The organism is Janthinobacterium sp. AD80 (genome assembly GCF_002878455.1).
Taxonomy (GTDB): Bacteria; Pseudomonadota; Gammaproteobacteria; order Burkholderiales; family Burkholderiaceae_D; genus Janthinobacterium.
Window position 1 is genome coordinate 1 of record NZ_NRDQ01000058.1, and the last position, 20434, is coordinate 20434.

General features: G+C 63.2%; 21 protein-coding genes. 12 read left to right on the forward strand and 9 right to left on the reverse strand.

All coding sequences use genetic code 11. The features are described from left to right. Nucleotides 1-187: 187 nt before the first annotated feature. Genes JaAD80_RS12545 through mltG form a run of 3 tightly spaced genes read right to left on the reverse strand, consistent with a single transcriptional unit; the run spans nucleotide 188 to nucleotide 2885 of the window. A complete protein-coding gene (locus tag JaAD80_RS12545) occupies nucleotides 188-1216 on the reverse strand; it encodes a DNA polymerase III subunit delta' (protein ID WP_102294458.1) in 1029 nt (342 codons plus the stop codon). A gap of 14 nt (nucleotides 1217-1230) precedes the next feature. Continuing rightward, on the reverse strand, nucleotides 1231-1872 hold the full coding sequence (gene tmk, locus JaAD80_RS12550; RefSeq protein WP_102294459.1) for a dTMP kinase: 642 nt from the start codon (nucleotides 1870-1872) through the stop codon (nucleotides 1231-1233). A 26-nt stretch (nucleotides 1873-1898) separates the two neighbouring features. Next, on the reverse strand, nucleotides 1899-2885 hold the full coding sequence (gene mltG / locus JaAD80_RS12555; protein ID WP_102294460.1) for an endolytic transglycosylase MltG: 987 nt from the start codon (nucleotides 2883-2885) through the stop codon (nucleotides 1899-1901). Nucleotides 2886-3061: 176 nt separating this feature from the next. Here mltG and JaAD80_RS12560 point away from each other — a divergent pair, with 176 nt between their 5' ends. The 9 genes from JaAD80_RS12560 (at nucleotide 3062) to JaAD80_RS12600 (ending at nucleotide 12600) form a co-directional block, all read left to right on the forward strand. Further along, the gene (locus tag JaAD80_RS12560) at nucleotides 3062-4177 is read left to right on the forward strand and encodes a folate-binding protein YgfZ (protein WP_102294461.1); all 1116 of its coding nucleotides are present in this window, start codon (nucleotides 3062-3064) and stop codon (nucleotides 4175-4177) included. Between the two features lie 7 nt (nucleotides 4178-4184). Continuing rightward, complete coding sequence (locus JaAD80_RS12565; protein WP_102294462.1) at nucleotides 4185-4475, forward strand: DUF4936 family protein; 291 nt, start codon at nucleotides 4185-4187, stop codon at nucleotides 4473-4475. Continuing rightward, on the forward strand, nucleotides 4466-5203 hold the full coding sequence (locus JaAD80_RS12570) for an NRDE family protein (protein ID WP_102294463.1): 738 nt from the start codon (nucleotides 4466-4468) through the stop codon (nucleotides 5201-5203). Before JaAD80_RS12565 ends, JaAD80_RS12570 begins: the two co-directional genes overlap by 10 nt. A 312-nt stretch (nucleotides 5204-5515) precedes the next feature. Then, nucleotides 5516-6523: a LacI family DNA-binding transcriptional regulator gene (locus JaAD80_RS12575; RefSeq protein ID WP_102294464.1), complete on the forward strand. Its 1008-nt coding sequence runs from the start codon at nucleotides 5516-5518 to the stop codon at nucleotides 6521-6523. A 30-nt stretch (nucleotides 6524-6553) separates the two neighbouring features. Continuing rightward, nucleotides 6554-8035, forward strand: coding sequence for a xylulokinase (gene xylB / locus JaAD80_RS12580; protein ID WP_219726819.1), 1482 nt, complete (start codon nucleotides 6554-6556; stop codon nucleotides 8033-8035). Nucleotides 8036-8041: 6 nt separating this feature from the next. Next, entirely contained in the window at nucleotides 8042-8989 is a 948-nt protein-coding gene (gene tal / locus JaAD80_RS12585; RefSeq protein WP_102294466.1) for a transaldolase, read from the forward strand. A 57-nt stretch (nucleotides 8990-9046) separates the two neighbouring features. Next, nucleotides 9047-9982, forward strand: a complete 936-nt coding sequence (locus JaAD80_RS12590; protein WP_077404737.1) for an ABC transporter substrate-binding protein — start codon at nucleotides 9047-9049, stop codon at nucleotides 9980-9982. An 83-nt stretch (nucleotides 9983-10065) separates the two neighbouring features. Continuing rightward, nucleotides 10066-11565 carry a sugar ABC transporter ATP-binding protein gene (locus JaAD80_RS12595; protein ID WP_102294467.1) on the forward strand — a complete coding sequence of 500 codons (1500 nt, stop codon included), beginning with the start codon at nucleotides 10066-10068 and terminating at the stop codon, nucleotides 11563-11565. Between the two features lie 24 nt (nucleotides 11566-11589). Then, a complete protein-coding gene (locus JaAD80_RS12600; RefSeq protein ID WP_071323543.1) occupies nucleotides 11590-12600 on the forward strand; it encodes a ribose ABC transporter permease in 1011 nt (336 codons plus the stop codon). A gap of 97 nt (nucleotides 12601-12697) precedes the next feature. On the opposite strand, the gene JaAD80_RS12605 is transcribed toward JaAD80_RS12600, so the two are convergent. The 4 genes from JaAD80_RS12605 to JaAD80_RS12620 all read right to left on the reverse strand — a co-directional run bounded on the left by JaAD80_RS12605 (nucleotide 12698) and on the right by JaAD80_RS12620 (nucleotide 15956). Continuing rightward, nucleotides 12698-13123: a GNAT family N-acetyltransferase gene (locus JaAD80_RS12605; protein ID WP_102294468.1), complete on the reverse strand. Its 426-nt coding sequence runs from the start codon at nucleotides 13121-13123 to the stop codon at nucleotides 12698-12700. A 60-nt stretch (nucleotides 13124-13183) separates the two neighbouring features. Further along, nucleotides 13184-14185: an NADP-dependent oxidoreductase gene (locus JaAD80_RS12610; protein WP_102294469.1), complete on the reverse strand. Its 1002-nt coding sequence runs from the start codon at nucleotides 14183-14185 to the stop codon at nucleotides 13184-13186. Nucleotides 14186-14350: 165 nt separating this feature from the next. Further along, nucleotides 14351-14653 carry a Dabb family protein gene (locus JaAD80_RS12615; protein WP_102294470.1) on the reverse strand — a complete coding sequence of 101 codons (303 nt, stop codon included), beginning with the start codon at nucleotides 14651-14653 and terminating at the stop codon, nucleotides 14351-14353. A 124-nt stretch (nucleotides 14654-14777) separates the two neighbouring features. After that, nucleotides 14778-15956, reverse strand: a complete 1179-nt coding sequence (locus JaAD80_RS12620; RefSeq protein WP_102294471.1) for an acetyl-CoA C-acyltransferase — start codon at nucleotides 15954-15956, stop codon at nucleotides 14778-14780. A 261-nt stretch (nucleotides 15957-16217) separates the two neighbouring features. On the opposite strand from JaAD80_RS12620, the gene JaAD80_RS12625 reads away from it, so the two are divergent. Beyond that, nucleotides 16218-17918 carry an MFS transporter gene (locus tag JaAD80_RS12625; protein ID WP_102294472.1) on the forward strand — a complete coding sequence of 567 codons (1701 nt, stop codon included), beginning with the start codon at nucleotides 16218-16220 and terminating at the stop codon, nucleotides 17916-17918. A 96-nt stretch (nucleotides 17919-18014) separates the two neighbouring features. On the opposite strand, the gene JaAD80_RS12630 is transcribed toward JaAD80_RS12625, so the two are convergent. After that, nucleotides 18015-18218, reverse strand: a complete 204-nt coding sequence (locus JaAD80_RS12630) for a hypothetical protein (protein WP_102294473.1) — start codon at nucleotides 18216-18218, stop codon at nucleotides 18015-18017. A 191-nt stretch (nucleotides 18219-18409) separates the two neighbouring features. On the opposite strand from JaAD80_RS12630, the gene JaAD80_RS12635 reads away from it, so the two are divergent. Next, complete coding sequence (locus JaAD80_RS12635) at nucleotides 18410-19174, forward strand: nucleotidyltransferase domain-containing protein (protein WP_102294476.1); 765 nt, start codon at nucleotides 18410-18412, stop codon at nucleotides 19172-19174. On the opposite strand, the gene JaAD80_RS12640 is transcribed toward JaAD80_RS12635, so the two are convergent. Further along, a complete protein-coding gene (locus JaAD80_RS12640) occupies nucleotides 19171-20079 on the reverse strand; it encodes a LysR family transcriptional regulator (RefSeq protein WP_102294474.1) in 909 nt (302 codons plus the stop codon). The genes JaAD80_RS12635 and JaAD80_RS12640 overlap by 4 nt on opposite strands. Nucleotides 20080-20177: 98 nt before the next feature. Here JaAD80_RS12640 and JaAD80_RS12645 point away from each other — a divergent pair. Further along, nucleotides 20178-20434, forward strand: a 257-nt coding sequence (locus tag JaAD80_RS12645; protein WP_102294475.1) for a DUF2798 domain-containing protein, incomplete at its 3' end; no start/stop codon positions are given.

The following is a 20434-nucleotide window of genomic DNA, read 5'->3' on the forward strand; positions in this document are numbered from 1 at the left end:
CGCCGATGCCAGTGACTCGTTTCATGTGAAGCCTCCGCTGAGGGACAAGGTCCACGCTGTTTGCAAAAAAAAGTAACTTTACTTTAACACCATGCTTCCGGCGTGGCAAACCGCCCAGCCCCAGCGCCGCTCCATTGCTCACGCATCAGATTAACTAATCAACGCAAGCAATTGATTTGATTCACAATCACTGGCAGCTGGATGCATAATCGAGCAGCATGTCTTCCAGGAACAGCTTGGGCGACAAGGGATGCTCGGCAATGGCCCGGCGTTCATTCGCCGCCTTGATGGCGGCCATCAGCCGGCTGACGTTGATGCGGCCCGCCAGCGCTTCCAGTTCGCGCCGGTGGCGCGGGTAGTAGCGGATGGTGCCGGACAGCTTGACGGAGAACACGTCGTACAGCCAGCGCTGCAGCGACGCCACCAGCGGCGCCAGCGGCGCCTTTTGCAGCTTGTCCGCCGCCTTCAGCGCCGCTTCCACGCCAGGGTTGGCCAGCACCTGCAGCAATTGTTCCGTTTCCTCGCGGCCACCGGATTCGGACTGTGCCAGCGCGGCCAGCGGCGCGCCGCCCTGCTCGCGCAGCCAACTATCGGCATCATTCAAGCCTTGTTGCTTGAGCCAGGCCAGCGCCTGCTCGTGGCTCGGCATGGGCAAGGAAAATTTCCGGCAGCGCGACAAAATCGTCGGCAGCAAACGGTCCAGGCTGTTCGAGGCCAGCAGGAACAAGGTCCCCGGCGGCGGTTCTTCCAGCGTTTTCAGCAAGGCGTTCGACGCGGGCGTGTTGAGCGCCTCGGCCGGGTACAGCACCACCACGCGCAAGCCTTGCCGGTGCGTGGAAATGTTCATGAAGTCGGCCAGGTTGCGGATCTGCTCGATCTTGATGTCTTTCGACGGCGTCTTGCTCTTGGCGCTTTTCTTCGCGCCTTCGCCCTCGTCGCCCTCGTCGGCCACTTCGTCTTCCAGCGCTTCAGGACGTACTCGACGGTAGTCGGGATGGTTGCCCTGGCTAAACCAGCCGCAGGAAACGCAGCTGGCGCAGGCATGGCCGTCGGCGCGCACGTCTTCGCACAGCAGCGCTTGCGCAAAGTGCTCGATGAAGTCGGCCTTGCCGATGCCTTGCGCGCCATGGAACAAAATGGCGTGCGGCATGCGCGGGCGCAGGGCCTGCAATTGCCGCCAAGCGTCCTGTTGCCATGGGTAGAGGGAACTGGTCATTTTATTCTTTTAAATCAGTGTATTGCAGGGCTTTGTTCGAGCAAAACATCCAGCAGTTTTGCCAGCTGTACTTGAATATCGGCGATGCTTTGCGTGGAATCGATGATGCGGAAACGTTCGGGGAACTGGGCCGCGCGGCGCAAATACTCGTTGCGCGTGGCGGCAAAGAAATCGGCTTGCTCCTGCTCGAACTTGTCCAGCGCGCGCGTGGCATCCAGGCGGGCACGGGCCACTGCCAAAGGCACGTCGAACAGGAACGTCAGGTCCGGCTGCAAGTGCGGGTGCACCCAGGCTTCCAGCGCTTCCATCTTGCGCAAGTCCATGCCACGCCCGCCGCCCTGGTAGGCGAAGCTGGCATCACTGAAGCGGTCGGAAATGACCCACTCGCCGCGTTCGAGCGCAGGGGCGATGACTTGCGCGATGTGTTCGCGGCGGCTGGCGAACATCAGCAAGGCTTCCGTTTCCAGGTGCATTTTTTCGTGCAGCAGCAATTCGCGCAGTTTTTCGCCCAGGCTGGTGCCGCCCGGTTCGCGCGACGAGACGAGGCGCACGCCACGTTGTTGCAGGTAGTCGGCCACGAAGCCGATATGCGTGGACTTGCCCGCGCCATCGATGCCTTCGAAGGTGATGAAGCGCGGTTGATATGCTTGTGTCATGAAACTTCTTGTTCTCTGATGATGGATTAACGCTGATACTGGTTCACGGCGCGGTTATGGTCGGGCAAGTTGGCCGAGAACTGGCTGGTGCCGTCGCCGCGCGCCACAAAATACAGCGCTTGCGTGCGGGCCGGCGCCAGCGCCGCCGTCAGCGACTGTGCGCCGGGCAAGGCGATCGGCGTGGGCGGCAAGCCGCCGCGCGTATAGGTATTGTACGGCGTGTCCGCTTCCAGGTCGCGTTTGCGGATCTTGCCCTGGTAGCTGTCGCCCATGCCGTAGATCACGGTCGGGTCAGTCTGCAGCAGCATGCCCGTTTTCAGGCGGTTGACGAAAACGCCGGCGATCATGGCGCGCTCGGACTTTTGTCCCGTTTCCTTTTCCACGATGGAGGCCATGATCAGCGCCTGGTACGGGTTTTTATACGGCAAGGCCGGATCACGCTTGTCCCACGCTTCGGACAGGCGGCCAATCATGGCCGTGTGCGCCTGCTTGAAAATCTGCATCTCGCTGGCGCCCTTGGCGAACAAATACGTATCCGGGAAGAACAGGCCTTCCGGCTGCGGATACTCAGGGCTGATCTTTGCCATCAGTTGCTGGTCGGACAGGCCCACGGTGTCGTGCTTGAGGGCCGGATGGTTGGCCATCGCCAGGCGCATCTGCTTGAAGGTCCAACCTTCGATGATGGTCAGCGATTCCTGCGCGAACTCGCCGCGCGCCAGTTGCGTGATGAGGCGCTGCGGCGTCGTGCCCGGTTTCAGTTCGTAGGAGCCGGCCTTGATCTTCGAGGTCTTGCCTTCGATGCGCGCCAGCATGTTGAACAGGATGGGCACGATGGGCACGCCCGCATCCGCGATCTGCTGGCCGGCCGCATGCGCGCCGCTGCCCGGGGTGATCGTGAACGGAATCGCTACACCTTCCGTCGTGATGGGCTGCTGCGCCCAGTACACAAAAGTACCACCGACGCCGATGGCGGCGATGACTGAACTGACTACAAGTTTTTTAAAGAAAGCCATTGTTCCGATTCTTGTTATGCGCGCCTTGCTGCTCCACGCTTGCTAGTTATGATCGTTCATTTGTGAAGAAAGTCTGCGCAAACCTGCACGAATGCTGTGTTTCTTGCCGCTGCCGACGCGATCCGCGCGACATCACTATAATGAACCCGTAATGATAATGCTTAATCGCTGATCTAATGGAAATTATGAATAACTGGAATCAATTTTTAGCTGCGCAAGGCGCCCGTCCCGTCCCTCCCGAAGGCGCGCCTGACAGTACCGTCCCCGCCGCCATTGCCCCCATCGCCGATTTTGGCCAGTCCCTGACAGTGCCCCAGCTGCAAGCAGGCTTTGTCGCGGCCATCACGGACCAGGGCTTGATCGGCCTGAACGGCGACGATGCGGCCAGTTTCCTGCACGGCCAGCTGACCAACGATGTCGAGCACCTGACGCAGGAGCAAGTTCGCCTGGCCGGCTACTGCACGCCGAAAGGCCGTTTGCTGGCCAGTTTCCTGATGTGGCGCAGTGCCACCACCATTTATCTGCAATTGCCGCGCAGCATACAGCCGGCCATCCAGAAGCGCTTGCAGATGTTCGTGCTGCGCGCCAAGGCCAAGCTGCACGATGCTTCCCTTGATGAAGCCAACCAGGTCGTGCTGGGCCTGGGCGGCAAGCAGGCCAGCGCGGCCCTGTCCGCCTGGTTCCCCGTGCTGCCGGCCACGCCGTTCAGCAAGGTCGAGCATGCCTCGGGCACCCTGCTGCGTGTGGCTGATGCGTTTGCTTCGCCGCGCTATCAATGGCTGACCTCGGCCGCCACGGCGCGCGATGCATGGCCGCAGCTGACTAAACAGCTGGCAAAAGGCGGCGATGATGGCTGGCGCCTGTCGGAGATCCATGCGGGCATTCCGCAGATTACGGCCGCCACGCAAGAGCAATTCGTGCCGCAGATGGTCAATTTTGAACTGCTGGGCGGCGTCAATTTCAAGAAAGGCTGCTATCCGGGCCAGGAAATCGTCGCGCGCAGCCAGTATCTGGGCAAGCTCAAGCGCCGCACCACCCTCGTCAGCATCGATGATGCGGCTGCCGTGGCCGGCGACGAACTGTACGCCGTCAGCGATCCGGACCAGCCTTGCGGCATGCTCGTCAACGCCGCGCCAAACGGCACGGGCGGCATCGACGCCCTCGTTGAAATGAAGCTGGGGGCGATAGCAGAAGGTTCAAGCGCGGCCGGCGCCGTGCGCTACGGCTCGGCCCAGGGTGCTGCCGTGCACTTCCTGCCCATGCCCTATGTGCTCGACGCACTCGATTTGTGAGAATGCCATGAAAGATCTGTACGTTTACTATCAGGTAAAAGAAGAGCACGCCCAGGCGCTGGAAGCCAGGGTGCGCGCCATGCAGGCGAAACTGGCCGCTACGTCCGGCGTGGCGCCGCAGCTCAAGCGCCGTCCGGAAGCGAAGGATGGCTTGCAGACGTGGATGGAAATCTACCCTGTCGTGGGTGAAGGCTTTGCCGAACTGCTGGCCAGCGCGGCAGATGAGGCGGGCTTGCTGTCGCTGACGGCAGGCGCGCGCCATACGGAAGTGTTCATGGATTTGCCTCCATGTGCCTGATCGTTTTTGCCTGGAAAGTCAATCCGCACCTGCCGCTGATTGCCGCCGCCAACCGCGACGAATTCTATGAACGCGCCAGCGCCCCGGCCGGCGCCTGGCCCGAGCACCCGCAAGTGTACGCGGGCCGCGACTTGCAGGCGGGCGGCAGCTGGATGGGCATTACCCAGTCCGGCAGCGGCAGCTCGCGCTTTGCCGCCATCACGAATATCCGCAGCCCGCAAGACCGCAATCCGGACGCTCCCTCGCGCGGCGCCCTGGTGGCGGACTACCTGGCAGGCACGATGTCGCCACAGGACTACATCGCGCAAATCCGCCCCGGCAGTGGCGCCTACAACGGTTTCAATCTGGTGCTGGGCGACGCCGAGACCCTGATCTGGTTTTCCAACCGCGGCGACGGCGATGCGCGCAATGGCCAGCCTTTGGCGCCGGGCATCTACGGCCTGTCGAACGCCCTGCTCGACGCGCCGTGGCCGAAGGTCCTGAAAACCAAGGCCCAGTTCGCCAGCCTGCTGTGCCAGGGCGCCCCCGACGACGCCTATTTCGACATGCTGGCCGACACCACGCGCGCGCCCGATTTCCGCTTGCCGGACACGGGCGTGCCGCTCGACCTCGAGCGCGTGCTGTCCGCCGTCTGCATCGAAACGCCAGGCTACGGCACGCGCACGTCCACCGTGGTGAAACTGTTCCCCGATTCGCCAGGGGAATTGCATGAGCTGGTGATACAGTAGGTCGGGTAGGCCGGGTAGGTCGGGTTGGCGCGCAAGCGCGTAAGCCGACGACACCAGCGGTCTCAGCGACAACGCCACCACACTCAACCGGCATCACCACCGTCCCCGATGTCGGATTACGCGCCCCTGCGGCGCGCTAATCCGACCTACGCTCGCATCCCAATCTGCATCAAAAAACCTGTATCCATCCGCGCGCACGAAAAAGAAAGCGCTTGCGCAAGCGCTTTCTTTTGTTTACGATGGATTCCAACGCGGCGACACAGCCACATCCAATTGCAGCACACAATAATAATAAAACCATCAGGAGACACCATGGCCACCATGGAAGATGTAGCGCGGGCGGCCGACGTATCGCTGTCGACCGTCTCGCACGTACTCAACGGCACCCGCAAGGTCAGCCCGAAAACCGTCGCCGCCGTCAACGCGGCCATGCAGCAGATTGGCTATGTGCCCAATATGCTGGCGCGCGCCCTGGCCGGCTCATCGTCGGGCACGATCGGCGTGGCCATTTCCGCCTTCACCAACCATTATTTCAGCGAAACCGTGCGCGCCATCGAGGCGGCCTGCACGCGCCATGGCCTGATGATGCTGTTTTCCGATACGCATGACGATCCCGAGCAGGAACTCAAGGTGGTGCAGAACTTGCACCAGCGCCGCGTCGACGGCATCGTGCTGGCGCCGTCCGGCGATGCGCAGAACCGCGCGCTCGACTATCTGAACAGCAACAAGATCGCTTCCGTGCTGGTCGACCGCATGTCGCCGCAACCGTTCGACCAGGTGGGCGTGGAAAACACGCAGGCGACGGCAGAGCTGGTCAGCCATCTGATCACCGTCCACGGCCACCGCCGCATCGGCTTCATCAGCGGTGCGCCGGGCCTGTCCACCACGGACGAGCGCATCGCAGGCTACCGCCTGGCATTGCAGCGTGCCGATATCGTCTTTGACCCCGCACTGCTGCGCTCGGGCGACTCGAACCTGGAGCGCAGCGGCGCGGCCACGCGCGAATTGCTGGCCCTGCCCGCAGGACAGCGTCCCACGGCCATCGTCGCCGGCAATAACCTGATGACCATCGGCACCATGCACGCCTTGCGCGACGCGCACATTGCGGTACCGCAAGACGTGTCGCTGGCAGGCTTCGATGATTTTGACTGGGCCGATTATTTCAGCCCCCGCTTGACGGTGATGGCGCAGCCGCTCGAAGAGCTGGGCGCCATGGCCGTCGACCTGTTGATCGAGCGTATCGCCAACCCGGGCCGCGCCCAGCATGTGCAGCGCTTGTCGCCTGCCCTGCGCGTGCGCAATTCCTGCGGTTGCCCCTGACCTTTTAGCTTGAAAACCATGCATCCAGCCATTTCCCTGGGTATCGACCTGGGCACTTCCGAACTGAAAACCGTGCTGATGGACGACCATGGCGCGGTGCGCGGCCAGGCGTCCGTGCGCATCGACGTCAGCCGCCCGCAACCGGGCTGGTCCGAACAGTCACCGCAGGACTGGTGGGCCGCCTGCGTCCAGGCGCTGGCGCAATTGCGCGCCGGCTGGCCGCAGGAATATGCACAGATCGCCTGCATCGGCCTGTCCGGCCAGATGCACGGCGCCGTGCTGCTCGATGGCAACGACAAGGTGATCCGTCCCGCCATCCTGTGGAACGACGCGCGCGCCGATGCCGAGGCGGCCAGTCTGGCACGCGATTATCCCGCCTATGCCGAGGTGACGGGCAGCCTGCCTATGGCGGGGCTGACGGCGCCAAAACTGCTGTGGCTGCAAAAGCATGAGCCGGACAACTTTGCCGCCATCGCCTGCGTGCTGTCGCCGAAAGATTATCTGCGCCTGCAATTGACAGGCAACAAGCTCACCGACATGTCCGACGCGGCCGGCACCCTGTGGCTGGACGAGGCCCGTCGCGCCTGGTTCAGGCCCATGCTGGCCGCCTGCGGCCTGGCGCCGGAACAGATGCCGGCCCTGGCCGAAGGCGACGCCGCCACCGGGACCTTGCTGGCGGCCATGGCCGACAAGCTGGGCTTGCCATCGGACGTGGTGGTGGCCGCCGGCGGCGGCGACAATCCCGTCTCGGCCGTGGGCATCGGCGCCGTCAACGCCGGCGACAGTTTCATCTCGCTGGGCACCAGCGCCGCCATCGTTTCCGTGACCGAAGCGCCGTTGGGCAACCCGGCCGGCGGCGTGCACAGCTTTTGCCACGCCCTGCCCGGCCGCTGGTATGCGATGGGCGCCATCCTCTCCGGCGCCAGCTGCGTGCGCTGGGCCACCGGCGTGCTGGGCTTGCCCGACGAGGCTGCCCTGCTGGCCCTGGTGGAAAACGCCCTGCCCCTCGACAGCACCGTCGCGCCAGCGGCGCCGCTGTTCCTGCCCTACCTGTCGGGCGAGCGCACGCCGCATAACGACCCGCAAGTGCGCGGCGCCTTCCTGCAGCTGGGCCATGACAGCACGCCGGCACAGCTCGGCTACGCCGTGCTCGAAGGCGTGGCCTTTGCCCTGCGCGACGCCATGGCGGCCGTCACCTCGACCGGTGCCCTGGTGCCGCATTGCATGCTGGTGGGCGGCGGCGCGCGCAGCCAGTACTGGGCGCAATTGCTGGCCAATGTGCTGGGCCGCGAAATGCGCACCCTGCACAACAGCGAACTGTCGGCCAGCCTGGGCGCGGCCCAGCTGGGCTTTGCCGCCATCGGCGAGCGCCGGCTGCTGGCCACCGGTTTGCCGATCAAAAACACTTTTTTACCCGATGCCGCGCAAAGCGCAGCCTTGAGCATCCGCTACGGCCGATACCGTAGCTTGTTTCCTGCCGTGCAGGCCTTGCACCAACTGAGCGAAGGATAAGTAGTAATGAACCAGCTGCAACAATTGAAGCAATACAGTACCGTCGTCGCCGACACGGGCGACTTCTTGCAACTGGCGCGTTTCGCGCCACAGGATGCCACCACCAATCCCTCGCTGATCTTGAAGGCCGTGCTGCAGCCTGACTACGCGCCCTTGCTGGAAAGCACGGTCGCCGCGCACAAGCATGCGTCGCTGGACGATATCGTCGACCAGGTGCTGGTGCGCTTCGGCCTGGAAATCCTCAAAGTCGTGCCGGGCCGCGTGTCGACGGAAGTCGATGCCCGCCTGAGCTTTGACCGCGACGCCACCGTGGCCCGCGGACGCCGTTTGATCGCCCTGTACGAGCAAGCCGGCATCTCCCGCGAGCGCGTGCTGATCAAGGTCGCCGCCACCTGGGAAGGCATCCAGGCGGCGCGCGAACTGGAGCAAGACGGCATCTTTTGCAACCTGACCCTGCTGTTCGCGTTTTGCCAGGCCGTCGCCTGCGCGGACGCGAAAGTGCGCCTGATCTCGCCTTTTGTGGGCCGCATCTACGACTGGCACAAGAAATCCATGGGTCTGGCATGGGACGAAGCGGCGCGCAGCCTGTCCAACGATCCAGGCGTGCAATCGGTCACGCGCATCTTCAATTACTACAAACAGCATGGCATCGCCACCCAGGTGATGGGCGCCAGCTTCCGCAACGTGGGGCAGATCACGGCCCTGTCCGGCTGCGACTTGCTGACCATCAGCCCGGACTTGCTGGCCAAGCTGGAAGCATCGGATGCGCCGTTCGAGCGCGCGCTGGGCGGCGACCTGGGCGCGCAGCAGCCAGCCATCACGTATGACGAAGCGGCCTTCCGCTACGCGCTGAACGACGATGCGATGGCCACCGAGAAACTGGCCGAAGGCATCCGCGGCTTTGCCGTCGATGCGGGCAAGCTGGACGCCATGATTGAAAAGTTAAGGAATTGATCGTTTTTTACCCGTAGCACCGTTCGTTTTTCACAATAAGAAACCTTGGAGATCCTCATGAAAAAAGTCATTACCGCCTCCCTGCTGTTGTCCGCCGCCTGCGGCGCCTTCGCCGCCGACAAACCGCTGAAATCGATCGGCGTGAGCGTCGGCGACCTGGCCAACCCCTTCTTCGTGGCCATTGGCCGCGGCGCGGAAGAAAGCGCGAAAAAGCTCGGCGGCCCTGGCGTGAAAGTCACCACCGTGTCCAGCAAGTATGACCTGAACACGCAAGTGGACCAGATCGAAAACTTTATCGCCAACAAGACCGACATCATCATCCTGAACGCCGTCGACTCGAAGGGCATTGCACCGGCCATCAAGAAAGCGCGCAATGCGGGCGTGGTGGTGATCGCCGTCGACGTGGGCGCCGTGGGTGCCTCGGCCACCGTGATGTCCGACAACACCATGGCCGGCGACGTCTCGTGCGCCTACCTGGCCAAGCAGATCGGCGGCAAGGGCAATGTCGTGATCCTCAACGGCCCGCCCGTCACGTCCGTGATCGACCGCGTGAATGGCTGCAAGAAAACCCTGGCCGCGTTCAAGGATATCAAGATCCTGTCGGACAACCAGAACGCCGGCGGCAGCCGCGACGGCGGCATGACCGTGATGTCGAACCTGCTGACGGCGCACCCGAAGATCGACGGCGTGTTCGCCATCAATGACCCGACGGGCATCGGCGCGGAACTGGCCATCAAGCAGTCGAAACGCACGGACGTGAAACTGATCACGGCTGTCGATGGCGCACCCGATGGCCAGAACGCCCTGAAAAACAAGGCAGGCCTGTTTGCCGCCACCTCGGCGCAAAATCCGTACCGCATGGCCACCGATGCCGTACAGATGGGCTACGACATCATGAACGGCCGCACGCCCAAGCAGACCATGGTGCTGTTGCCGACGCCGGCCATCACCAAGGAAAACGTCGCTACCTACACGGGCTGGGTAAAGAACTGATCTGCCTGACCTGAACCACGTGTTGCCCGCCCGGTTCCGAAGCGAAGGGCGGGCAACAGTTTCAAAAGCAAGGAAGGACAGTCATGAGCGACGATATTATTTTTGAAATGCGCGGCATCGAGAAGCGCTTTGGCGCCACGCGCGCGCTGCGCGGCGTGCACCTGACGGTGCGCAGCGGCGAAATCCATGCCGTGATGGGAGAGAACGGCGCCGGCAAGAGCACCCTGATGAAGATTTTATCCGGCGTCTACACGCCGGACGCGGGCGAAATCATCCTCGACGGCAAGCCGATCAAGATCCGCAACCCGGGCGAAGCGCGCGCGCTGGGCATCAACCTGATCTACCAGGAATTGAGCGTGGCCAAGAACATGACGGTGGCGCAGAACGTCTTCATGGGCAGCGAGCCACAGGGACCGTTCTGGACCGTCAAGGGCGGCGAAATGCGCGCGCGCACGAACGCCATCCTGGCCGACCTCGGTTCCCGCTTCGACGCGGACACCATGGTCTCGACCCTGTCGATCGCCGAGCAGCAGCAGGTGGAAATCGCCCGCGCCCTGGTGCACGAAAGCCGCATCCTGATCATGGACGAGCCCACTGCCGCCCTGTCCGACCGGGAAACCGAACAATTGTTCCGCATCATCGAAGAACAGCGCGACAAGGGCCTGGCCGTGCTCTACATCAGCCACCGCATGGCCGAAGTGGAACGCCTGGCGCGCCGCATCACGGTGCTGCGCGATGGCGCCTATGTGGGCGAGCTGGGCAAGGATGAACTGGATCAAAAGAAAGTCGTGCAAATGATGGTGGGCCGCCCCGCCGACGACTTTTATTCGCACCAGCGCCGCACCTCGCGCGGCGCCGAGCGCCTGCGCGTGGAAAACGTGGGCGGCGGCAAGGTCAAGCCCGCCTCGTTCGCCCTGCATGCGGGTGAAGTCACGGGCTTGGCCGGCCTCGTCGGCGCGGGCCGCACGGAACTGGCGCGCCTGATCTTTGGCGCCGACAAAAAGCAATCGGGGCAAGTATGGCTCGACGGCACCGAAGTGCATATCCACCGGCCGCTGGCGGCGATTCGCCACGGCATCGGCTACCTGCCGGAAGACCGCAAGAGCCTGGGCCTGTTCATGCAATTGTCGGCCATGGAAAACATGTCGATGAATATCCTGTCCAAGCATGCGACGGCGGGCGTGGTCAACCGTGGTGCCCTGACGCAGCTCACGCGCGAGGCGATCGCCAACCTCAACGTCAAGGTCTCGGGGCCGGACGGCATCGTCGGCGGACTGTCCGGCGGCAACCAGCAAAAAGTCTTGCTGGCGCGCTGGCTGGCCATCGCACCGAAGGTGCTCATCCTCGACGAACCGACGCGTGGCGTGGACGTGGGCGCGAAGAGCGAAATTTACAAGATCATCCACCAGCTGGCGGACGCGGGCACGGCCGTGCTGTGCATTTCCAGCGAACTGGCCGAACTGGTCGGCATTTGCGACCGGGTGATGGTGATGTGCGAAGGCAGGCTCACCGGCGAAGTCACGGGCGAGGAAATCACGCAGGAAAACATCCTTGCCTATGCCACCCTGCAAGAAGCGGCATAAAAATAATCATTCAGGAGATTTAACATGACAACGAGTACCACCAGCGGCGCCGCGCGCGCCGGCGAACCCTTCAATGCCTCGAACCTGATGCGCCGCCTGGGCATGCTGCCCGTGCTGGTGGTGCTGTACCTGGCCATGTACGGCCTGACCGTGTATTTCTCGGCCGACGGCACGTCGACGTTCATGACCAGCAATAACACCATGAATATCTTCCGCCAGGTGTCGATCAATATCGTGCTGGCCTCCGGCATGACTTTCGTCATTTTGACCAGCGGCATCGACTTGTCCGTCGGCTCCGTGCTGGCCGTCTCGGCCGTGGCAGGCATGCTGATGTCGCTGTCGGCGCAGTTCGCCGGCTTTTCGATCCCGACCTTCCTCATCGTCGGCTTGCTGCTGGGCGCACTGAACGGCGTGCTGGTGGCGCTCGTCGGCCTGAACCCGTTTGTCGTCACGTTGGGCACCATGACGGCCCTGCGCGGCGCCGCCTATCTGCTGGCCGACGGCACCAGCGTGCTGAACACGGAAATCCCAAGCTTTGAGTGGATGGGCAACGGCAGCTTCCTGGCCGTGCCATGGCTGATCTGGCTGGCAGCGGCCGTCGTCGTGCTGACGTGGTTCATCCTGCGCAAGACGACCCTGGGCCTGCATATCTACGCCGTCGGCGGCAATATCCAGGCGGCCCGTTTGACGGGCATCAAAGTGGGCCTCGTGCTGATGTTTGTCTACACCATCAGCGGCCTGTTCGCGGGCCTGGGCGGCGCCATGTCGGCCAGCCGTCTGTATGCGGCGAACGGCAACTGGGGTACGGGCTATGAACTGGACGCCATCGCGGCCGTCGTGCTGGGCGGCACCAGCCTGATGGGCGGCGTGGGTTCCGTCTGGGGCACCGTCATCGGCGCCCTGATCATCGGCGTGATGAACAATGGCCTGACGATTCTGGGACTGTCGTCGTTCTGGCAGTATGTGGCCAAGGGTGTCGTGATCGTGCTGGCCGTGATCCTGGACAAGTGGCGCCAGTCGCACGCGCAAAACTGATTGTGCTGTTAGTGTCGGGTTACGCGCTGCGCGCTAACCCGACCTACCGTTGACGTCGTAGGTCGGATTAGGCCGCAGGCCGTAATCCGACAACACCCTAAAACTCCAGCCGCATCTCCACATGCGCAATCCCCGCCTCTTCGAATACTTCCCCCTGCTGCACGAAACCATGGCGCGCATAGAATGGCGCGGCGACGGTTTGCGCATTCAGCACCACCGCTGCATCGCCGCGTTCGCGGGCCTTCTCCATCAGCAAAGTCAAAATGGCGCCGCCCACGCCCGTGCCGCGGCCCGGCTGGCGCACGGCCATGCGGCCGATATGGCCATCGGGCAGCAAGCGGCCCGTGCCGAGGGCCGTGCCGGCTTCATCATAGGCGACGGCATGCAGGCAGATGGCGTCCATGTCGTCGAGTTCGATCTCGGCCGGCACTTTCTGTTCATCGACGAAGACTTCGAAACGGATGGCGGTGGCGTCAGGGCCCAGGGTGGCCCAGTCGCCGAGGCGGATGGTGTGCTTGGTCATGGTGTACGGTAGAAAGAGACAGGCCGCAATTGTCGCACGGCCTGGCTTTTCACAGGAGGATCAGGCCAGTTTCACCAGCTGCTTGCCGAAGTTGCGACCTTTCAGCAAACCGATGAAGGCGTCCGGCGCGCTGGCCAGGCCCTCGGCCACGGATTCGCGGAAGGCCAGCTTGCCCGTCGCCACCAGCGAACCCAGTTCAGCCAGGCCTTGCGGCCAGAATTCCGGCTGCTCGGAAACGATGAAGCCGCGCACCGTCAGGCGGTTGGTGAGGATGAAGCGGGCGTTGTCGATCGGCGTCGGTTCGCCGTTGTAGCCGGCGATCCAGCCGCACAGGGCGATGCGGCCAAAGGCGTTGGTGCACGCGAGGGCCGCGTCGAAGATGGCGCCGCCCACGTTTTCAAAGATGGCGTCGATGCCGTCCGGCGTGGCCGCTTCCAGGTCGGCCACCAGATTGCCCGCCTTGTAGTCGATGCAGGCATCAAACCCCAGTTCCTTGACGACATACGCGCATTTCTCCGCGCCGCCGGCGATGCCGACCACCCGGCAACCCTTGAGTTTGGCCAGCTGTCCCACCACGCTGCCGACGGCGCCGCTGGCGGCCGACACCACCACCGTTTCGCCCGCTTTCGGCGCCATGATCTGGTTCAAGCCATACCAGGCCGTCATGCCCGGCATGCCCACGGCGCCCAGGTAGGCGGATGCCGGGATATGCGTCGTATCGACCTTGCGCAGCATCGTGCCGTCGGACACGGCCACTTCCGTCCAGCCCAAGGTCCCAACAACCGTGTCGCCCACGGCGAACTTCGGATGCTTCGATTCAAGCACCACGCCCACCGTGCCGCCGATCATGGTTTCATCGAGCGCCTGCGGCGCCGCATAGCTTTTATTCGCACTCATGCGCCCGCGCATGTACGGGTCGAGCGACAAGTACTGGTTACGCACCAGCAACTGCCCATCCGTGATGGCGGGAATCTCTTGAGTTTCCAGACGAAAATGTGCCGGCTGCACTTCCTCATTAGAGGCGGGGCGCGAGGCGAGGACGATGCGTTGGTAGGTGGTCATGAATGCTCCTGTCAATAAAGTTGATGACTACTATTGATATTCACGACACCGAACAAAACCGTAGCGAGCGGAAGGGAGAGGTGGTCGAGACGCGCAACCGTACTCTAGTACGGTGAGCATCGCAGGCCGCCTATACCGACGCGCAGTAGGTTTGGTTCGGTGTCACTACACTTCGTAGTCCATACATTGCCGTGCTTCCCGCACGGCGCCAAAAAACGGCTTGATTTTCACGTGCTCGGGATGGTTCTGGTAGGCATCGAGCGCTTCGCGGCTGGCGAACTCGCTGTACAGCACGATGTCGTAGCTCGCTTCCAGGCCAGGCTGGGCCACGGCCGCTTCGAATTTCAGTATGCCTGGCACCAGGCCGGCGCAGGAATCGAGCAGGGCTTTCAGTTTCAAGGCATTGGTGGCGCGGTCGGCGCCTTCGGCGTGGTCTTTGAGTTTCCAGAAAACGATGTGCTTGATCATGGTGGCAGAGGTTGTTTATCAATGAAGCATGACTGTACCCGCTATCGGCGCGCCTTGCAAAAAGTGGTCGCCGAACGAAAACGGGCGACCCAAGGCCGCCCGCACACTGGCTGTCAGTCCGCCGTCACAGCACTTCGAACAAGCCCGCCGCGCCCTGGCCGCCGCCGATGCACATGGTCACCACCACGTACTTGACGCCACGGCGCTTGCCTTCGATCAGGGCGTGGCCCGTCAGGCGCGCGCCCGAGACACCGTACGGGTGGCCGACGGCGATGGCGCCGCCGTTGACGTTCAGCCGGTCCATGGGAATGCCCAGGGTGTCGGCGCAGTACAGCACTTGCACGGCAAACGCTTCATTGAGTTCCCACAGGCCGATGTCGGCCACCGTCAAGCCCGCCTTTTTCAGCAGTTTCGGGATGGCAAACACGGGGCCGATGCCCATTTCATCGGGTTCGCAGCCGGCCACGGCAAAGCCGCGGAAGACGCCCAGCGGTTGCAGCCCTTTCGCTTCGGCCACTTTCGCATTCATGACGATGGCCATCGACGCGCCATCGGAAAACTGGCTGGCATTGCCCGCGCTGATGACACCGCCAGGAATGGCCGGGCGGATCTTCGCCACGCCATCGTAAGTCGTATCGGCACGGATGCCTTCGTCGGCGGCGATCGTCACTTCGCGCGACAGCAGCATGCCGCTGGCCTTGTCAGCCACGCCCATGACGGTGGTCATCGGCACGATTTCCGCGTCGAACAGGCCGGCGGCCAGCGCCGCGGCGGCGCGCTGCTGGCTTTGCGCGCCATACGCATCCTGGCGCTCGCGCGAAATATGGTAGCGCTTGGCCACGGTTTCGGCCGTCTGCAACATGGGCCAGTACAGTTCCGGCTTGTGCTGCTGCAGCCAGACTTCGCGGTACATATGCGTGTTCATTTCGTTTTGCACGCAGGAAATCGATTCCACGCCGCCGGCCGCATAGATATCGCCTTCGCCGGCGATGATGCGCTGCGCCGCCAGCGCGATGGCCTGCAGGCCCGATGAGCAAAAACGGTTGACGGTCATGCCCGCCGTGGTGACGGGACAGCCGCCGCGCAAGGCTACCTGGCGCGCGATATTGCCGCCCGTCGCGCCTTCGGGAAAGGCGCAGCCGACCAGCACGTCTTCCACCTCCTCCGCCTCGATGCGCGCGCGCTCGACGGCGGCGGCCAGCACATGGCCGCCCAAGGTGGCGCCATGCGTCATGTTGAACGCGCCTTTCCAGGACTTGGCCAGGCCCGTGCGGGCGGTCGATACGATGACGGCTTCATTCATGCTGTGTCTCCTTGTGGGAATTGTTAGGTGGCGCAAGCACTGCCAGTGCAGGCACTGCATCCAGAATAGCACATTTAAGTACGGTCGTTCGCAAAGTTGCGCACGCTTTCGGCGGGCACAAAATGATGCGCACTGTAAGCTTGGTGTAAGTTTCAAGCAAGCATGACGTAAGGTTCGGAGAACACACTCGCCTCCAGCTGGTGCAAGAATGGTCTAAAAGACCACGGCAACAGTTCACTATAAAACATAGGGAGACAAACCATGGCAACACCATCCGGCTCGGCCGACGTACGGAAGATTTCCACCAAGGGAACTCCGATTACGCCGGAAGAACGCAAGGTCATCTTTGCGTCATCGCTAGGCACCGTCTTTGAATGGTACGATTTTTACCTGTACGGTTCGCTGGCTTCCATCATCGCCAAGCAATTCTTCATCGGCGACCCCACCACCACCTTCATTTTCGCGCTGCTGGCCTTTGCCGCCGGCTTCATCGTGCGTCCGTTCGGTGCGCTGGTCTTCGGCCGCCTGGGCGACATGATCGGCCGCAAATACACCTTCCTGGTGACCATCATCATCATGGGCGGTTCCACCTTCATCGTCGGCTTGCTGCCGGGCCACGCCTCCATCGGCATCGCCGCGCCTATCATCCTCGTCATCCTGCGCATCCTGCAAGGCCTGGCGCTGGGCGGCGAATACGGCGGCGCAGCCACCTATGTGGCCGAGCACGCGCCTGAAGGCAAGCGCGGCGCGTTCACGGCGTGGATACAAACGACGGCAACCCTTGGCTTCTTCCTTTCGCTGATGGTCATCCTGGGCACGCGCCTGGCGACGGGCGAGCAGGCATTTGAAGCGTGGGGCTGGCGCGTGCCGTTCCTGCTGTCCGTGGTGCTGCTGGGTATTTCCGTGTGGATCCGCATGGCCATGAATGAATCGCCGGCGTTTGCCAAGATGAAAGCCGAAGGCAAGACCTCGAAAGCGCCGCTGACGGAAGCGTTCGGCAAGTGGAAAAACCTGAAGATCGTCATCCTGGCGCTGGTCGGCCTGACCGCCGGCCAGGCCGTCGTCTGGTACACGGGCCAGTTCTACGCCCTGTTCTTCATGATCCAGACCCTGAAAGTGGACCTGGCAACGGCCAACGTGCTGGTCGCCATCGCCCTGCTGCTGGCCACGCCGTTCTTCCTGTTCTTCGGCAGCCTGTCCGACCGCATCGGCCGCAAGTACATCATCCTCGGCGGCTGCCTGATCGCCGCGGCCACCTACTTCCCGATCTTCAACGGCCTGACGCACTTCGCCAACCCGCAGCTGGAAGCAGCACTGAAGAACTCGCCAGTGGTGGTGGTGGCCGATCCCGCCTCCTGCCACTTCCAGTTCAACCTGACGGGCACCAAGAAGTTCCCATCCTCGTGCGACATCGCCACCGGCTTCCTGTCGAACAGCTCGGTGAACTACACGAAGGAAGATGCACCGGCAGGCAGCGTGGCCAAGGTGCGCATCGGTACGAAGGAATTCACGTCGTTCAACGCCGTCATGACGGCCGACGGCCTGAACTTCGATGCGGACAGCAAGGCCCACGAAGCGGCGTTCAAGAAAGAAATCGGCGCCGGCATCAAGGAAGCGGGCTACCCTGCGAAAGCCAATCCGGACCAGATCAACAAGCCGATGGTGGTCTTGCTGCTGTTCATCCTGGTGCTGTACGTGACCATGGTGTATGGCCCGATCGCCGCCATGCTGGTGGAAATGTTCCCGACCCGCATACGCTACACTTCGATGTCCCTGCCATACCACATCGGTAACGGCTGGTTCGGCGGCTTGCTGCCCACCACGGCCTTCGCGCTGGTGGCCTTCAAGGGCGACATCTATTACGGCCTGTGGTATCCGATCGTCGTCGCCCTGGCAACTGTCGTGATCGGCACCCTGTTCGTCAAGGAAACCAAGGACAACAATATCTACGCGGACGATTGATGTTCCGCCCGCCCCGGCCGCATTGCCGGGGCCCGTAAAACAAAACGCCGCTGACTTGTCAGCGGCGTTTTTTCTTGGGCGGCGGCAGTTGCAAGCCTACTTGCCGCCGGCGCCCTGTTTCTGCTGGTCGCGCTGCTGCACGTACTGCTGGTAGCTGGTCTGGTTGCGCTTGCGGCAGGCATTGCGGTCGTCGAAATTATTGAGGCTGTTGCAGTACTCGCCGATCTTGTCCCGGTTCGCGTCATACAGTACCTCGCAGCCGGTAATGGCCAGCAGGAAGGGAACGATCAGATATTTCATTGCATCTCTCATGGAAAGGGACGGGATTGCGCGAAAAACACCAGATTGCCCGCTGGATCAGCGAGCGGCTTATCTTAACGCGATCCCGGCGCGAAGTACAAGCGCTCGGTAATTACTTTATGGAAAGGATGGCCGCGTACGGCAGCGCCGCGCGTGCTATGGTGGCGGTTTTCAACCGATCCGCGCCAGGCATGTCCACGATTCCCCCCGCCTTCCTGCCGCCGGCGCCCTGCGCGCCGCTGCAGACGGTTTTCGCTCCCCTGCTGCGGGACGCCTGCGCCAGCCTGGCCGCGCAGGCCGGCGATTTCCTCGACGGCATCTATGTGTATGGCAGCGTGGCACGTGGCGATGCCACGCCTGGCGTATCCGACCTCGACCTGACGCTGGTGCTGCGCCTGCCGCCCACGCCACGGCAGGGCAACATGCTGGAAGCGGTGCGTCTGGCCCTGCAGGCGCGCCACGACACGGTGTGGAAGGTCGATTTCGATATCGGCCACCGCAGCCAGGTGCTGGCGCCGGAAAACCTGTACAGCTGGGGCTACTGGCTCAAGCACCAGTGCCGCTGCCTGTGGGGCGACGACCTGGCGTCGCAGTTTGCGCCGTTCGCGCCTTCGCGCGCCATCGCCCTGGCCGTGAATGGCGACTTTGCCCAGGTGCTGGCCAGCTATGCGCAGCGTCTCGATGCGGAACGCGACCCTGCCGTCATCGTCCGCCTGCAGCGCGAAGCGTCGCGCAAGCTGATCCGCTCATGCAATCTGCTGCGCCAGGACGGCGACAGCGGCTGGCCCGCCAGCCTGGACGAGCATGCGGCGCAGTTGCTGCGCAGCCATCCAGCCATGCAGGCGCAGATCGCCTATTTTCTTGCCCAGGCCCGGCCCGGTGCCGTGCCGGCCAGCGGATTTGCCGCCGCGTTGCGCGCGATGACGGACTGGCTGGCAACGCAGCTGGCCAGCTAATCCTTGTTCAGCTCCTCGTTCAGCAAAGGATTACTGGCGGCAAACGCAGCCAGGTGCTCGAGCAGCACGCGCACGCGGGCCGGCAGGTAGCGCCGCTGCGTCCACACGGCATACACATGGCGCGGCTGCGGCATCCAGTCGGGCAGCACACGCACCAGGCTGCCACTGGCCACTTCGTCGCGGCATTGCAGCAGCGGACACAGCAAGATGCCGATGCCGGCGTCCGCCATCTCCACGGCCAGGCGCATCTCGTTGACGCGCAGGCGCGCCTGCGGCTGGATCACCATCTCGGCGCCATCGCCGGGCCGGCGCAAGCGCCAGCTGCGCAGCGGCTCGGCCACGATCAGCTCGTGCCGCTCCAGTTCCTGCAAGTCGCGCGGCACGCCAGCGCGCGCCAGGTAGGCGGGCGCGGCCACCATCACCAGCGAGGCGCTGCCCAGGCGGCGCTGCATCAGCGAGGAATCGTCGAGCGCCCCCACGCGGATGGCCAGGTCGGCGCCGCTGCCCACCAGGTCTTGCAGCAGGTTCGACAGTTCCAGCTCCAGGCGGATGTCCGGATACTGCTGCATGAAGCTGACCCAGGCGGGCGTCAGCAGGCCGCTGGCAAAATTCACGGGCGCCAGCACGCGGATGCTGCCGGAAATGGCGGACAGGCTGGCGTCGAGCTGCCGCGTGGCTTGCCGCAAGGCATGCACCAGGCCGCGGCACTGCTCATAGTATTGCCAGCCTTCCGCCGTTGGCTGCAGACGGCGCGCGCTGCGGTTCAGCAGGCGGTAGCCCAGCTGGCTTTCCAGCTTTTGCAGGCGGCGCGTGACGGTCGCTGCCGGCAAGTCTTCCTTGACGGCAGCAGCGTGCAGGCTACCGGCCTCGACGATGGAGACAAAGAGGGCCAGGTCATCTAACATGATTTCGTTTATGGAATTTGAAATTAAAAATATGGCTCTAGTATAGATTGCTGCAAGTCGTTACGCTGCCATCTTTATCACATAACTGAAAGTGCCCCATGTCCGATGCCCTGCGCTTGCGCCTCGTCTTTGCTTTCCTGATGTCGCTGATAATGACCTTGCTGATGAGCGCCTGGGTCACCTGGCTCAATATCGGCCTGCAAGCCGATTTCCTGCCCCGCTGGCGCCATGCCTTCTTTGCCGCCTGGCCCGTGGCCTTTTGCGCCGTCATGCTGTTCGCGCCAAGAGTGCAACTGATCAGCCGCGGCATCGTCGCCAGGCTGGCGCGCCCGGCGCCTGCCTGCCCCGCCTGCGC